The following is a 15,351-nucleotide window of genomic DNA, read 5'->3' as shown; positions in this document are numbered from 1 at the left end:
TTTATGCTATAATATTTTCAAGTTCATAAGCTTTCCTTTAATTCGGTCCTGTGAGGCTGACAAGGTGGAAGAGCGGAAATTCGTGCACTCGGCTGCTCGATACAACGTCTACTAAGGACACCTTGTCATAATTTGGCAAAGTGTCTTTTTTTGTCAGTGAAGGAAAAACAAATAGCATATCGTATGCCAGGTTTTCGATATTGTCGGAATGGCTGCTATGGACAAATGAATCATAATGATTGAGGAGCGGAAAAGATGAGGGAAATTCGAGAAATACAAGTAGATGAACGGCTGCCTTTTTTTAAGAGCCTGCCACTAGGTTTTCAGCATTTATTCGCGATGTTCGGTTCCACTGTATTAGTACCGGTATTATTTGGCATTGATCCCGCGACAGTCTTATTCATGAACGGCATTGGCACGTTGTTATACATTCTGATCACTAAAGGTAAAATTCCCGCATATCTGGGATCGAGTTTTGCTTTTATTTCTCCAACAATGGTAGTCCTCGGCCATTTTCACGGACTGGATGGCTTCGGTTATGTGCTTGGCGGTTACTTGATGGTAGGGATTGTCCTAACATTGATTGGATTGGTTATCAAATTTGCTGGAACAGGGTGGATAGACATTCTGTTCCCGCCGGCAGCGATGGGAGCCATCGTTGCTGTCATTGGACTGGAATTGGTCCCCGTAGCCGCTCAGATGGCGGGATTGATTGCTCCGGAGGATGCTCCTGCGAATTGGTCAGTTGATCCGAAATTGATCATGGTTTCTCTGCTAACGCTTGGTATTACCATCATTTGCTGGGTGACATTACGTGGATTTTTGAAAATAATCCCTATTCTGCTCGGTATTGTATCCGGTTATGTCATTGCATATTTTGCCGGGATCGTTGATTTTGGCAAGGTGCACGAAGCAGCAGTGATTGCAATGCCAACTATTTATCAGATCAAGTTTGACTGGTCTGAAATAATGATCATATTACCTGCTGCTTTAGTGATTATTCCTGAACACATTGGGCATTTGTTTGTGACAGGAAATATCGTCAAAAAAGATTTGACGAAAGATCCCGGCCTAGATCGATCATTTCTAGGAAATGGTCTATCAACTATCATTTCCAGCTTTGTAGGCTCTACCCCAAATACGACGTATGGAGAGAACATTGGCGTGCTGGCCATTACACGGGTGTATTCCACATGGGTCATTGGCATGGCTGCAGTATTGGCGGTCATATTATCGTTCTTCGGAAAACTGGCCGCATTGATATCCTCGATACCAGGACCGGTCATGGGCGGGATATCCTTACTGCTCTTCGGTATCATTGCTGTCAGTGGACTGCGTATGCTTGTTGAAGCAAAAGTCGACTACAGCCAATCAAAAAACTTGATTCTGACTTGTGTAGTATTGGTCATTGGACTTAGTGGGGCCGCTGTTCATATCGGAGCCATCGAATTGACCGGGATGGGACTCGCAACAATCGTTGCCATTGTGCTTAATATATTTTTCAAACTGCTTGATGTACTGAAACTGTCCAATGAATGATGTTACGTTTCGCCTCCCTTGTGGAGGCTTTTTTAATGGTATACTACAAGTAATAAATTGAAATTAAATGGATACTTTCTGAAAGGGGTACTGTGCTGATGGGAATTTGGCAAATAGATCATCGTGATCCAGACGTTGTGGAACTGGGAAACAGTGATCCGAAGATGGAGAGGCTAATTCAGTATATTGGCGATATCGAGGTGGAGATGCGCACCGATTACTTTCTTTCCATCACACGTTCAATCATTGGTCAATTAATTTCAAGCAAAGCAGCGGACACCATTTTTACACGTTTGGAAGCACTTCTCCACGGTGATATAAGTGCATTGTCCATAAGTAACCTTACCGAGGAGGAATTAAGGGCAGTAGGAATGCCAAAAAGGAAAGCCGCTTACATCCATTCCCTGGCGCAAGAAGTCTCCACAGGTTCCCTCGTCTTGTCACGTTTGCAAGATTTGTCAAATGAGCAGGCTGTTCTGCAGTTGACAAATATAAAAGGGATTGGAAGATGGACGGCGGAGATGTTTCTTATTTTTTCGTTGGGCAGAAAAGATGTTTTGGCATTGGATGACGTAGGGCTGCAGCGCGGAGCAAAATGGCTATACCAGGTTCCCGATGGAGAAAGACGCAGGATCTTGGCTGCAAAAAGCAAGCTATGGCACGGACACTATACCATTGCTTCATTTTACCTTTGGGAAGCGGTTCATCATAATTTGGTCAGTCAGCCATTAACGATCGAAGAACTGAAGCTGTAATGGTGAACCTAATCATTTTTTTGATGTTGATTGCTGTTCCGCAAAAAATGACTGCAGTATCTCTTTATTTTTTTTCATGTCTACACGTAACACAGCCCCTGCTTGAGTACGTTCGTTTGTATACGATCCATCTACAGGCAAACGAAGTTTCTCCAATTGTTTTTTTGTGGTCAATAGCCCTTTGCCAACAGAAAACATTGTTGCTTTATCAATGTTTGTATCGATATATGCCTCCGCAACACCCATGATTTTAGGCAGCTTCACCAAACTTTGCAGCCGCATCGCTTCGTCTTTAAGTTTGGAAAGGACTTCTTGCTGGCGTTTTACACGCCCAAAATCGCTTTCTGCATCATGGCGGAATCGCACATAGCCAAGCAATTCTTTTCCGTGAAGCACCTGCTTGCCGGGATACAATGTCTCGCCGATTCCTTCTGACATCTTTTGTTTGATATCCACTTCGATACCATCTGGCGCAATCAAATCGACCAGTTTGGGAAACCCTGCAAAATCAACAATCGCATAATAGTTCACATCCACCCCAAAATTTTCAGCAATTGTCTGCCTGACTAACTCCGGCCCACCAAAGGCATATGCTGCGTTGATTTTTTGCATCCCATGGCCGGGGACCTTGACGTAACTATCACGCATGATGGAAACTATTTTGGCTTCCTTCGTCTGCTGATTATAGTACGCGATCATCAAGGTGTCTGAGCGGCCAGCCTCTTTTTCTCTTGAGTCCTCGCCCAGCAACAGCACCTTGATTTCTCCAAATGAGACTTCTTCCTCCTGAAAAGGAAGCTCTTTTGTTGGTTTATGTTTTTTATCTTGTTGGTTGTCCCCTTCAGCCATCCCCTGTTTAAACATCACCATGCCATAAACGACCGCTCCAGCAATTAGTATACATATTGTTATCATTACAATTAAAAATATGTTTCGCTTTTTCATGAAACCCCCGCTTTCGTCCCGCGCTGTATTGAAAAAACATGTTTCTCCCAATAACAGTGTTGACAAATATGAAAGGAAGTATATCTGGTAATGACAGATATTATTCCCAGCGGTTCTACCTCTGCCTCATCTTATCTTTTTCATGGAGCTTCATAACTTAATCAGAGATAGCGGGCTTGATCAATAATAGACAAAAAAACATATGACAACACTTACCAAAATCACGCTGAAGGACATCAAATTACTCACAGCCATACAAGTTCCTCCATTTCATATCATCATTTTCGCTATTTGTGTTTTTTCCTTTCTAAGAGCTGGCATGAACCGCTATCCCCACATACTCACATAGGTATGTCTACAGTTAAAAAAGAGCGTGACTCACTAATTTTTTGATGATAACAATACCCTTATACGCATGTTGTTTTATCTAAATCTGTATAACGTCAAAAGAAAAACCCTTCATGATGAAGAGTTTTTCGCATTTATCATAGTCAAGCAAGCATACCGCCTTTTTTATGATATTTTTCTATGCCCTCGGCGGCGCGATATGCAAGTGCACCAACTGTACCAGTTGGATTATAGCCACTGTTATGCCCAAAAGCAGATGCTCCGACTACGAATACATTTTCCATGTCCCACATCTGCAGATAATTATTGACAGCAGATGTATTCGGATCGGCTCCCATGATCACACCACCTGTATTATGCGTAGATTGATAAGTCGTGATATCGTATGGCCCAAGCTCCTTCATGGTATCTACGTGATCCGCTCCCATCTCTTTCAAAATTTCTTCCGATTTTTTGGCTGTGAATGCAGCCAATTCCCGGTCCTGTTTTTCAAAATCAAAAGTCATACGCAACAAAGGATCACCAAAGGTATCCTTATATGTCGGATCAAGATCCAAATAATGATGCTTAAAAGGCATGCTTGCCCCCATTGCTCCCACAGAAAGTGCGCGATTGGCATATTTCAGGGATTTTTCCTTGAAATCTTTACCCCAGCTTGGAGTTCCTGCCGGTGTTGGGTTATTTTGTATCGGCCGGGCCCCTGTTTGCGTCAACGACAAATATCCTCCATGAAGGAAGCCTACATCCGTGTGGTCAAAATTATCTCCATTAAAGTCATCAATAGCCATACCTAAAGCCCCTGCACCAGCGAAATTATTGAATTCTTGCTTTTCAAAGAACCCTGTTGCAGCGCCTTTAACAACCTGGTATGCATAATTTTTGCCAATGACCCCTGTGCCACTTGACGGATTGTAAGGCTTGCCAATATTTGAAGTCAAAAGCAGTTTTGCATTATTAAAAACATAACTTGTGACAATAACAATATCGGCGGGCTGCTCGATCTCTTCTCCAGTCGTTAAATCCGTATACATTACGCCAGTCGCTTTTCCACCGGTATGTAAAATACGTCTAACCCATGAATGTGTACGTAAATCAAATTTGCCTGTTTTATTTGCCACAGGGATAACAGTCACAACTGGATCCGCTTTAGCGCCATATTCACAGCCAAATCGTTCACAAAAGGAGCAATATTGACAAGCCGCTCTAGAAATACCGTCCGGGTTCGTGTACGGCTTGGATAAGTTGGCGGATGGAACGGTGTATGGGTGATAACCCATTTTCTTTGTAGCATCTTTGAACATTTTCATTTGCGGGGAATGTTTCATTGGCGGTGTCGGATACTTATCTGAACGTTTTCCGGCCAGAGGGTTTTCTTCACCAGAAATCCCTGCCATCTTCTCAAACTTATCGAAGTAAGGCTCCAATTCATCATAAGTGATACCCCAATCCTGAATCGTCATGCCATCAGGTATTTTCTTTTTCCCATATCGATCCACCGTTTTACTATATATTTCAAAGTCATAAGGGAGAAATCGAAATGTCTGGCCATTCCAATGCACTCCAGCTCCTCCGAGACCTTCTCCAAGCAAAAATGAACCGTATTGCCGCATTGGCAATGCACGTTTTTTTTCAGCACTTCGAAAGGTAAGCGTATCTTTGGATAAGTCTTGAAAAAGTTCATACCGAAGTGCATAACGCAATTCGTCATGTACCATGTAATAATCCTCTGTACTTCTCTCCAGCCCCTTTTCGAGCCCGACTACTCTCATGCCTTTTTTTGTCAGTTCTGAAGCAATAATTCCACCGGCCCAACCTACCCCGACAATCACCGCATCCGTTTTAGGAAGTTTTTTTACCATTTCCGTTTCACCTCAACATCTATTTTTTATGACATATGGTCATGCAGACTCTGTGGTTCAATTTTTTGGAAGTCTTTTTCAATAATATTGATATAGTTCATTTGATCTCCTGGATAATTCCGCATTCGCCAGCCATCCATATTGATATTCCCGCCATAAAGCGGATCGCTGTATAATCCCTCCAAAGTGACACTGCGGAGCATAGAGAAGAATCCGCTTGCGGATACAGTAGATATTTTCGCTTTGTCTTTTTCAAAATCAGACAGTACTTCATCCTGTTGTTCTGCTTCCAGTTCTCTGAAAGTCTTCTTGTGTTTTTGTTTGGCGTAATTTTGAAGTTCCCGCAGACCGATTCTAAAAATCTCACGCCTTTTGAGCCTGCCTTGATATCCTTGTTCTTTTTCACCGTGATAAAATGGCGGCTCCATATAGTCCCTGGAATTAAATCCATAGGAACCCGCTAATTGATGATCAATATAATAGGCAACACCCAAATCGATCGCACCTGGGCCATTATCATCTTTTGGAAAAATACGCTCAACAGCTGCTTCTGTAGTTTTAAACTCATCTTGGGAGAAGAACATCAATGCCTGGTTCGGGTTTTGTGCTTTTTGGTTCTTCGTCTGCTGACCAGGTTGCTCCTTCGTTCTCCACGGGATCATGCCCCCCACTACTCCTCCAACGGCAAGACCGCCGACAGCTATTCCCGAGTTTTTTAGAAATCTTCTTCTGGACAAACTTTCTTCTTCGGACATTTTCTCATTATCATTTGCCAATTTTTCTGACCTCCCGTTTTTTATCTTTAATGTTATAGTGCTCCAATAATAACCATTCATACATTAAATATTTCAGGGCATGTTAAAGAGAAATGGAAGAAAGGAAGGTTCATACATGAAGAAACTATTGTTTGCAGTGATGATTGTTCTGTTTCTGGCTGCTTGTTCAAATCAGCAAGGGGCACCAGCCAATGATATGAATAATCAACGAAACAACGTATCAAAAGTAGCCAACCCGCCTCAGCATGACAGAAGTTTAAGCAACCCTGACATTATTCCCAGTGAGACCGGTGAGAAAATCCGTACAACAGACAGGGATGGGGAGACATACCCAGGTGTTGGAAAAAACATCTATAGTTCCATTGGGACATCCGGGATTCACGAAGGAGGAGTCTCCTCTTATTTTGAATCCATTTTAAAAGGGGAAGGAATTGATGGTGTCAGTGTGTTTGTTGTGGATGATGCAGTTATTTTAGCAAGAGACAAAGCTGAAAACACGAATCATTCGTATGATAACGTGCAAAAGCAATTGTTAAGCGGAAATGAAGGGGAATCTGGAAAAGGACAAGCAAAAGGCGTAAAACCGGATAATCAACAGAATGCTGACAACCATGACAACCTGCAAGAGGCAAAACAGAAAATGCATGAAATGTTCGATGGGCATGTGACCATATTGACAGTGACACAGCAAGGCGCAAATGATTTAATTAAAGGGATTAAGAAATCTGTAGAAAACAAACAATACAGCCAGGCTTCTCAGCAGCTGCTGAAACTTTTGGACATGACAGAATAAGTGGTGAATCAAAGGCTGTCCCATGGCAATAGGACAGCCTCTCTTCTATTTCAACCATGCACGTCGATATCTCCCGATGTGGAATACAATTTTATCAGATGGAAATCTTCACTGGTTGAATCCGAAAGATTGGCAGTGGAATCTGATTGCTGATCCAAATTCGTCGTTATATCTCCGCTGAGTGTATTCAATTCCAACTGTATGTCTAATTCCGGATTGTCCAATTTTACCTCGATATCGCCGCTGCTTGTACTCAAATCAAGCGAACCATTTTCCTGCATCATAAACAATACGTCGCCTGATGAAGCCCGGCCCGCGGCTCTGCCGGAAAAATTCTCAAATTCGATGTCACCTGAAGATGCGTTCATCTTTAGATCCCCAATATGTATATGTTTGCCCTTGATGTCGCCAGAAGCTGTGCGCATGTCTGCTTTGTCAACGTATAGATGCTTCATTTCCAAATCTCCCGATGAAGCGCTTAACGACAGGGAAGGACTCCGCAAGTTGACCATATCAATATCGCCTGAGTTGGTCGTACAGTCTATATTCCCACTTACTTCGGTTATTTCCGCATCTCCCGAAGCAGTCTCGACACGTATGGTGTCCAAAAATAAACTATCAGCGCGCACCTCACCGGAACCTGTTTTAATGTGGATGGTTTTCGTTTTGTTGGCAGCAAATACGATGTCGCCTGTACCACCGTCTATAAACCATTTTTGGATGATACCTGCTGGCACAACCATTTTCAACTTACTTCCAGGTCGTACGGAGATAAAAGGAAGAGTTGTACGCTCTTTTGAAAATACATGTATGTCGCAGTGGCCATCTGCTGATATGATGCTCATTTCAGGGCCATCTTTATAAGTGATCAATGAGACGTCAATCGTATCTTGTCCGCTATCTTTACCGATGATTTCCATATCGACCGTATCAGAAAAAATACGCATCGTGTGTATGTCTCCAGGATCAAGGTATTTTTCTTGCAGCTTTGATTCAGGCACCATTTCTTGAACCGTATGTTTGATGAAAGATTTTAGTGTTGCCCGTTTTCCCATTCTGTCCACCCCGTTTCATATGATTGCTCTCATCATACCCCTGAACGGGAAACTCTGCCACATTCCCAGGTAGTAGACATCCTCCGCCTCTGGTTGGGGAATGTTAATTGCTAAAGTCCATTTTCCAGTTATAATAGCTGCTGTCTTCGTTCTTTTCATATCGTAAAAACGCATCGAACTTTTTCCCCTGCTTGCTGGTCAGCCCCTTAGCGAGTACCCGGTTTTGTCGCAACAGTTCTTTCACCATTGTTTTTGTTGGTTTTTTCTTCATCGAAGCGAGGTATTTATCATTTTTCCAAATGACATATTTGCACCCTTTCTTCCAGTTGCTGCATCCAAACCCCTTAGAATTCTCAGTTATGGTACCCCCGCATGCAGGACATTTTCCAAGCACCTCGAAAGCTTTGCCCCGCTTGGTACCGGATTGCTTTGTGACCGTTCGGATGACTGCATCTTGATCCTGCTTGATTTGGTCTACTGCACTGCGGGTGAAATCGCTGATCAACGTCATAAAGGCCGACTTTTTGACACGGCCTTTTTCGATATCTGCAAGCGTTTTTTCAAGTCGGCCGGTAAATTCCAAATCAAATAAGGATGGGACGGGGAACATTTCTACCAGTTTTTTTCCAGTATCTGTACAAGTTAAATGTTTTCCATCCGCAGCAATATATCCTGCCGTTTTCAGTTTTGCGATCGTTTCGGCTCGCGTTGCAGCTGTCCCTATAGAGAATCCCGCCATAATGCTTTCCATCATTGCAGCTGAATCCTCTTCCTTAAAGCTTCTTCCACATGTTTCCATTATTTTCAGTAATGTTTTTTCCGTATGCCGCTTTGGCGGCTTTGTCTCGTGCTTGCTGATATCTGCTTTTATCAGCTGGGTCTGTTCACTCTCCTCCACGTATGGCAGATGCTTGTCTGTTGCTGGTATACTTTCCACTTGCTTCCAGCCTGCTTCCAACAATACCTTTCCTTTGGAAACAAATACGCCCTTGACACCAGCTTCAGGAACTGTCGTTTGCAGCATGGTTTCTTCATAAAGTGCTGGCGGCATAAACTGCATGATAAAACGGTTTTTGATTGTTTCATAGACAATTTTCTCGTCTGCACCCAGTCTTTTAGGCAGTTTATAAGTCGGTGTGATAGCGCTGTGGCTTTCCACTTTTGCATTGTTGAATATCCGCTTGCTTTTGGAAAACTTGATACTGCTCCTATAAGATAGGTTCACTGACAAGGCATCCAATACTTTTTTCGTTTTTCCTGTCAGGCTTTCTTCCAAAGCTAGACTGGATGTTCTAGGGTATGTGATGAACTTCTTCTCATACAAAGATTGCGCGAACTTGAGCACTTTGCCAGCCGTCCAACCATTATATTTATTCGTGATGTAACCTTGTAAATTGGAAAGATTGAACAATAATGGCGGCAACTCTTTACGTTTTTCCACTTTTTTGTCGGTGATAATTCCATCTTTCCCCTGAAGCTTTTCACGTATTTCCTCCAATTCGGCTTGTGCAGAAAACTTATCCTTTTTACCGACAGTATATGTACCTTCATAAGATTGATTGCTGTTCGTCTGAAAAGTTGCTGATAACTTAAAATAATCCTCTGGAACAAAAGCAGCGATTTCCTTGTCTCGATCGTAAATTATTTTCAGTGTAGGCATGAGTACCCTGCCAATATTCAGTACCATCCCGCGGCCTTTTTGATATTTCAATGTCGCTACGGATGTCAAGTTAATGCCAATCAGCCAGTCTGCCCATTGTCTGCTCATTCCCGCATCAAGTAGCGGACGCAACTCTTGGTTGGGTTTTACATACCGCAGGCCTTCCAGTACTGCATCTTCTGTCCATTCATTCAGTAAAAGCCTGTAAACAGCTTTTTTTGGCTTAGCCTGGTAGATGATGCTGTCTCCGATCAATTGACCTTCCCGGTCGAAATCACAGGCTGAAATGATGGTTTCCACATCCCGGCGTCTCATAAGCTGATGTATCGTCTTCAGTTGTTTAGCCGCACTCGGACCTGATGAACCTTTGGAACGTGATGAGGATTTTTTTGATTTATACTGGAACTGGGCAGGAATGAAAGGAAAATTTTCCATTTTCCACCGGGCCATTTTGGCATCATAATCCTTAGCATCATATAACTCCAGCAAATGGCCATAAGCCCAAGTGATAATATACCCCTTATCTTCATAATAACCTTCTTTTTTTGTTTTTATAGATAGCGCATCAGCGATGTTCTTGGCTACAGAAGGTTTTTCTGCGAGTATGAATGTAAGTCCCATTTACTGGCCCAGCTCCCTTACCATAATATTTTTTGACTGGGGTTCTTTTGCCGAATAACTAAAACCATATTTATTCGTTTCTTCCCCCGAACGAAATGCTTTCACCGAAGTGATCCCTGCAACCACACTCATTTATCGCAGACTATCAATATAGTGCTACACATCAGTGAAATATGGGATGCTGCATATCCATTAAGAAAACCACTTCACTTTACGGCCTGCAACAATACGAACGTGAATTCCCTTCTTCCAGTTTGGATGATACTACTGAAAAAGTCAATCTGTAACCATATTGATTAACGATCACCTATCTAGATTAGAACCAGCTGTATCTTGACAGCTCTTGACCCTCACATTCTCGTATGGTAAGTCTCCGTCAATTCATGTGTAAACAGCAATGATGATGACATCATCGTCCAAAAGTTCCTTTGTAGCTGCCAGCCCATTTTCAAATAACTTCGTAATAACTTGACGATACTTGATAATGAGAATCGTTTTATTTTTAGGAGAATGATTTCGAAGATTAGTATGGCCATAGGAGATCTATTCATGGAAAAGGTAATTGATAGGTTTGGAGCCATTTTATAGCTGCTTGCTGACAGGCCAAATAGAATATTTGTTTTCAAACTTCCGCTTACTTATAATAAAGTTATAGATAAATTAAAGGAGCTGTTGTATATGTACAGAACGGTTACTGATTTTCTATCAGATTGGGACGAAGCGGCAAAAGGTACCACACAAGCACTGCAAGCTTTTAGAGATGAAAAACTGGATCAAGCCATTGTAGAAGGGCATAATACATTGCGCTGGCTCGGGTGGCATCTGGCTACAAGCCCAGCTTTTTTCGCAGGCTTGACCGGTCTCGATGTGGAGGCTGCAAAACAAGAAGAAAATGTTCCAGGGGAATCAGAAAAAATGGTGGCTGCATACAAGAAAATCGCTGATGATATCCATCATGAAGCGGAAAAGAAATTGACAGATGAAAAAATGGCAGAAACCGTGGAAGCGTTTGGACAACAAGTGCCACGCGGTGCGATCCTAAGAAAATTGATCGATCATCAAACACATCACCGCGGACAGATAACTGTGCTCCTGCGTCAGGCAGGGTTGCATGTGCCAGGTGTGATGGGTCCTACCAAAGAAGATCAATAAAAAAACGGCTGTCTTGCTCTAAAAGACAGCCGTTTTTTCTACATATAATCAAGTATGTCAATCATCTTATCCTCTATATCAGGGCCATCTTCTTCATCCAGGAGATTATTCAGCATGATGGAAAAAATCAACCTTTTGCCCGATTTGGGACGCATATAACCAGAAAGGGTGCTCACCCCGAAAATTGTGCCGGTTTTCGCCGCCACGTTTCTACCGGTCAGGCGTTCACGTAATGTCCCACCCGCCATCCGTTCTTTTTTTCCAGCAATTGGTAAACTTCGGTAGTAAGTATCGAACCAAGGTTTTTTCTGGATAAAAAATAGTAGATTTGTCAGCTGTTGCGGAGCAATCAAATTCACATGTGAGATGCCCGACCCATCCCGAAGTAAAATGTTATCTGTGTCTATTCCAAATGATGCGGCGTTTTCCAGTACCACTTCCATGCCAAGGTCCCAGCTCCCTTCTCCCCGGACCACTTTTCCCATTTCCTTGACAAGTATTTCACCATGTCCATTGTTGCTCAGCTTCATGAAAGGGATAAGCAGTTCGCAAAGTGGAATTGATTCATGCTGCATCAGAAGTTTACCTGTTTCAGGAACAGCGTCGACTTTTGCATTTCCAGATATATGTATGCCTTTTTGTCTCAGCTTATCCACCCACACCGACAACACATATGCTGTCGGTTCCCAGACAGCAATCCACTCGCTTTCCTTTTCAGCCGTTAGTGGAATTGCCCCGTTCATTATCACCGTATTCTCACCATGTTTGCGCAAAAACTCTATTCCAACATCATTGGTTTGTTCCGCCACAGTAATGGCATTATTTTCTATGTGGATATAATTTGTATCCGGATAGAGAGAAACCTCCACTGGTGACCCGTCACCAAGGCCCGGCCGAACATTAATCTTGACCGTTCCTGCGTCATAATCATTATCAGGGGATAAAGTCAGTGCGCTCACCTGTGCACCGTAATAACAATGTTCATCTAACCACATCATATCCGGCGATAAGCGAACATTATCATACCATGTGTCATCGGCCACGATGTCACCGGTAATTTTTCTGATTCCAAAGCGATGGTACAAATCTGCTGTAAACTGTTCCAAATCTGACGGCTGCAACGTTGGATCTCCCTTGCCTTTGATATATAGACTGCCACATAATTCATCGCCAACGATTTCACCGTCAATCCAAATTTCCGTTTTCCAGACATAATTTTCCCCTAAAGTTTCCAGTGCTGCTGCAGCTGTAAGCAATTTCATATTAGATGCAGGATGCAGGCGGGTTGCAGCCATGTGTTCATAAATTGTTCGACCTGTTATCGCATCACAAATACTGATACCGGCGAGCGCCCCATGGAGGCGTGGATGTTGCCCAATGAGTCGGTCCAGCTGCTCCAGAGGGGCGGAAGAGCTGTCCGGCTGCGTTTCAACTGCGTTCTTTGCCAAATGATTCTCGATTTGCCGGATATGGTGCAAATCATGTTCCGTAAAAATACTGATAAAGCGTTCAACCGTATATTCCCCAGACTCATCGGCTATATAAAAAGTGATATCGCTATCCACATAGGACAGCGCTTGGACCAACGCCTTTCTTGTATGTATAAACACATCTATTATCCGTTCTAGCGAATCAAATGTATCGATGTATCTTATCGCCTCCGCATTATGTGAATCATGGTCTGGAAATGCTGGCAAAATGGCATGATTGCGCATCTCTGGAATCATTTTTTCCACATTATATTTGTCCCAATAATACATATGTCCGATTATTTCACGGATGGACCATTTTCCCGTTCGAATAGGTTCAGTCAACATAGCATCGGGAATGCACCTCAAAACTTCCACTTTTGCGACCGTTGCTTGCAATGCTTTTATCCTCTCACACCTCATCCAACCCCTCCAGTTTTCACATAAGTATTTTCTTTTATTCCGCTTTTCAATTATTTCCGCATATAATAGTATACTATCATATGCAAGGAATGTTTGAAGAGAACATATGGTAAAAAACGAAGGCCGGATACTTCCACGAATAGTTAGTTATCCAGTGGAAGCGCGGCTCATTCGACTTATACTATTGCAACTTTTTCTTCTCTTTTATAAGCCGTTGGAATTCCTCTTCCAGCTCAGGCTTAGGATCCACACTCAGTTTGCTGAGTACCTCGGCTATTTTTGTTTCCAACACCATGCGCACATCGTCCGAAACATTTTTTTCTGCAGACCGTTCTGTAACCTCTGGCAAACCTGTCGTCGCGCTAAACGAATGAATTTCCTGCTGGGCAATGGAAATCTTACGTTTTGCAACGTTTTGTACAAATTGCCGATCATGTGAAACGAAAATGACTGTCCCTTCATAGTCATCCAGTAATCTCTCCAGTGCTTCCATGGCAGTGATATCCAAATAGTTGGTAGGTTCATCCAGAATCAACGTATTCACATCGCTGACGAATAATTTTGCCAGGGCAACCTTTACCCGCTCCCCGCCGCTTAGATCTTGTGCAAGCTTGTAAACATCATCCTTGAAAAAATGCAGTCTTGCCAGAACCGTTCGGACAAGAGCAGGTGGTTGAACAGAAGATTCTTCCACATTTTCCAAAATGCTTGCACCAAGTTGCAAAATATCCAGGTTTTGACTGAAATATCCTATTTTTATTGCGGGCGAGCAACGGATGGCTTCTTCTTTGTTCCCCAATATTTTTTGAAGCAATGTCGTTTTACCGACACCATTTTTGCCGACAATGGCTACCTTCTCTCCGGCTTTGATCTGGAATGTAGCATTTTCCCACAATAATTTTTCGCCAATTGTACAAGAACCATTTTCCATACGGATAATGACGCGCGATTTTAATCTCTCTGCTCCAGGGATACGCATCTGGATTGGCGGCTCTTCATACGGTTTTTCAATCTTTTCCAGATTCTCCATTCTTGTTTCCAAGGCCTTTGCTGCCGTATCGAGCTTCTTTTGTTTTTTTGCGAAATACGGTCTCGCCCCTGTTTGCTTCGCTTCGGACAAAGAAGTTTTTTTGGGCTTCTTTGTAGCCCTTGCTGCTTTGCGCTTTTTAATCTCCAACGCTTCTTTCAGCTGCCTTTTCTTGCTCATGTATGCTTCATAGGCATTATGGTGCTGCTGCACTTCCTGTTCTTTTTGTCTAACATAATCCGAATAATTTCCCTTATAGATGTTCAGCTGGGCGTCATGAATTTCCCAAACCATCGTGCAAAGTGCATCCAAAAAAGCACGGTCATGGGAAACGATGACAAGAGCTCCATGCCTTCGCCGTAACGTTTTTTCCAGTTTTCGAACATGGTCAATGTCCAGATTCGTTGTTGGTTCGTCTAAAAACAACACATCCGTATGTTGACTGAGGACCCGATCAAGATGGGCTTGCGTCCATTCTCCACCGCTCATAGTCGAACAAGCAGCTTTCAGTTGCGGCACAAAAGCCATCGTTGCATCTGCATGTACGCTGCCGCTTGTCGGCAGTATCTGTTTTGCCAAAATATTCAGCAACGTGGTCTTTCCGGTGCCGTTTTTACCCACGATGCCGATTTTGGCATCAGCTGCAATAGCCACTTGCGGGATGTGTAAAAGCTGCCTCTCTTTGATTTCATATAAGATGTTCTGAGCCGTTATGATTTCCAACATATATTCCTCCTTGCAAAAAAACTGCCGATTCACGAAGAATAGGCAGTCGGAAGAAACTGTATAAAAACCCGGCTTGGAGATTCGGTCATTCGTCAACCTCAATAAAAAAGAAAGGTTACTTTAAAAATGCCCACGATTCTCTTGCTCGTCGGGTGTCCAAGCAGTGAATTCCATCCTATTCTCCGTTCATGCAATATTTTCCA

General features: G+C 42.9%; 11 protein-coding genes. 4 read left to right on the top strand and 7 right to left on the bottom strand.

What is annotated here, in order from left to right:
• The first annotated feature begins 255 nt into the window (after positions 1-255).
• The gene (gene uraA / locus ACFSMW_RS02800; RefSeq protein WP_390352828.1) at positions 256-1,539 is read left to right on the top strand and encodes a uracil permease; all 1,284 of its coding nucleotides are present in this window, start codon (positions 256-258) and stop codon (positions 1,537-1,539) included.
• Positions 1,540-1,637: 98 nt separating this feature from the next.
• Positions 1,638-2,294 (top strand): DNA-3-methyladenine glycosylase family protein, encoded by a 657-nt coding sequence (locus ACFSMW_RS02795; protein WP_390352827.1) that lies wholly within the window; start codon positions 1,638-1,640, stop codon positions 2,292-2,294.
• Between the two features lie 12 nt (positions 2,295-2,306).
• Here ACFSMW_RS02795 and ACFSMW_RS02790 read toward each other — a convergent pair whose 3' ends face one another.
• The 3 genes from ACFSMW_RS02790 to ACFSMW_RS02780 form a co-directional block, all read right to left on the bottom strand.
• The gene (locus ACFSMW_RS02790) at positions 2,307-3,239 is read right to left on the bottom strand and encodes an LCP family protein (RefSeq protein ID WP_390352825.1); all 933 of its coding nucleotides are present in this window, start codon (positions 3,237-3,239) and stop codon (positions 2,307-2,309) included.
• 491 nt (positions 3,240-3,730) lie between these two features.
• Positions 3,731-5,446, bottom strand: coding sequence for a GMC family oxidoreductase (locus ACFSMW_RS02785; RefSeq protein WP_390352824.1), 1,716 nt, complete (start codon positions 5,444-5,446; stop codon positions 3,731-3,733).
• 26 nt (positions 5,447-5,472) lie between these two features.
• Complete coding sequence (locus ACFSMW_RS02780) at positions 5,473-6,222, bottom strand: gluconate 2-dehydrogenase subunit 3 family protein (protein WP_390352822.1); 750 nt, start codon at positions 6,220-6,222, stop codon at positions 5,473-5,475.
• Positions 6,223-6,337: 115 nt separating this feature from the next.
• On the opposite strand from ACFSMW_RS02780, the gene ACFSMW_RS02775 reads away from it, so the two are divergent.
• On the top strand, positions 6,338-7,015 hold the full coding sequence (locus tag ACFSMW_RS02775) for a hypothetical protein (protein ID WP_390352820.1): 678 nt from the start codon (positions 6,338-6,340) through the stop codon (positions 7,013-7,015).
• Between the two features lie 50 nt (positions 7,016-7,065).
• Here ACFSMW_RS02775 and ACFSMW_RS02770 read toward each other — a convergent pair whose 3' ends face one another.
• Positions 7,066-8,070 (bottom strand): DUF4097 family beta strand repeat-containing protein, encoded by a 1,005-nt coding sequence (locus ACFSMW_RS02770; RefSeq protein ID WP_390352818.1) that lies wholly within the window; start codon positions 8,068-8,070, stop codon positions 7,066-7,068.
• A 103-nt stretch (positions 8,071-8,173) separates the two neighbouring features.
• A complete protein-coding gene (locus tag ACFSMW_RS02765) occupies positions 8,174-10,351 on the bottom strand; it encodes a type IA DNA topoisomerase (protein WP_390352816.1) in 2,178 nt (725 codons plus the stop codon).
• A 678-nt stretch (positions 10,352-11,029) separates the two neighbouring features.
• Here ACFSMW_RS02765 and ACFSMW_RS02760 point away from each other — a divergent pair.
• Positions 11,030-11,503, top strand: coding sequence for a DinB family protein (locus ACFSMW_RS02760; RefSeq protein WP_390352814.1), 474 nt, complete (start codon positions 11,030-11,032; stop codon positions 11,501-11,503).
• 38 nt (positions 11,504-11,541) lie between these two features.
• Here ACFSMW_RS02760 and dacB read toward each other — a convergent pair whose 3' ends face one another.
• Together dacB and abc-f are read right to left on the bottom strand one after the other, a co-directional pair.
• Positions 11,542-13,395, bottom strand: coding sequence for a D-alanyl-D-alanine carboxypeptidase/D-alanyl-D-alanine endopeptidase (gene dacB / locus ACFSMW_RS02755; RefSeq protein ID WP_390352812.1), 1,854 nt, complete (start codon positions 13,393-13,395; stop codon positions 11,542-11,544).
• A gap of 181 nt (positions 13,396-13,576) precedes the next feature.
• Positions 13,577-15,148: a ribosomal protection-like ABC-F family protein gene (gene abc-f / locus ACFSMW_RS02750; protein WP_390352810.1), complete on the bottom strand. Its 1,572-nt coding sequence runs from the start codon at positions 15,146-15,148 to the stop codon at positions 13,577-13,579.
• Positions 15,149-15,351: the final 203 nt, after the last annotated feature.

The sequence above is a fragment of the Tigheibacillus halophilus genome (assembly GCF_042683165.1).
In the GTDB taxonomy this organism is placed as follows: domain Bacteria; phylum Bacillota; class Bacilli; order Bacillales; family Amphibacillaceae; genus Tigheibacillus; species Tigheibacillus halophilus.
This window is presented reverse-complemented; position numbering and strand designations above follow the sequence as displayed.

Bases quoted from the DNA above. Each gene is read 5' to 3' on its own strand.
- abc-f (WP_390352810.1), bottom strand. From the start codon at position 15,148: ATGTTGGAAATCATAACGGCTCAGAACATCTTATATGAAATCAAAGAG.
- ACFSMW_RS02790 (WP_390352825.1), bottom strand. From the start codon at position 3,239: ATGAAAAAGCGAAACATATTTTTAATTGTAATGATAACAATATGTATA.
- ACFSMW_RS02760 (WP_390352814.1), top strand. From the start codon at position 11,030: ATGTACAGAACGGTTACTGATTTTCTATCAGATTGGGACGAAGCGGCA.
- ACFSMW_RS02770 (WP_390352818.1), bottom strand. From the start codon at position 8,070: ATGGGAAAACGGGCAACACTAAAATCTTTCATCAAACATACGGTTCAA.
- ACFSMW_RS02785 (WP_390352824.1), bottom strand. From the start codon at position 5,446: ATGGTAAAAAAACTTCCTAAAACGGATGCGGTGATTGTCGGGGTAGGT.
- dacB (WP_390352812.1), bottom strand. From the start codon at position 13,395: ATGAGGTGTGAGAGGATAAAAGCATTGCAAGCAACGGTCGCAAAAGTG.
- uraA (WP_390352828.1), top strand. From the start codon at position 256: ATGAGGGAAATTCGAGAAATACAAGTAGATGAACGGCTGCCTTTTTTT.
- ACFSMW_RS02775 (WP_390352820.1), top strand. From the start codon at position 6,338: ATGAAGAAACTATTGTTTGCAGTGATGATTGTTCTGTTTCTGGCTGCT.
- ACFSMW_RS02765 (WP_390352816.1), bottom strand. From the start codon at position 10,351: ATGGGACTTACATTCATACTCGCAGAAAAACCTTCTGTAGCCAAGAAC.
- ACFSMW_RS02795 (WP_390352827.1), top strand. From the start codon at position 1,638: ATGGGAATTTGGCAAATAGATCATCGTGATCCAGACGTTGTGGAACTG.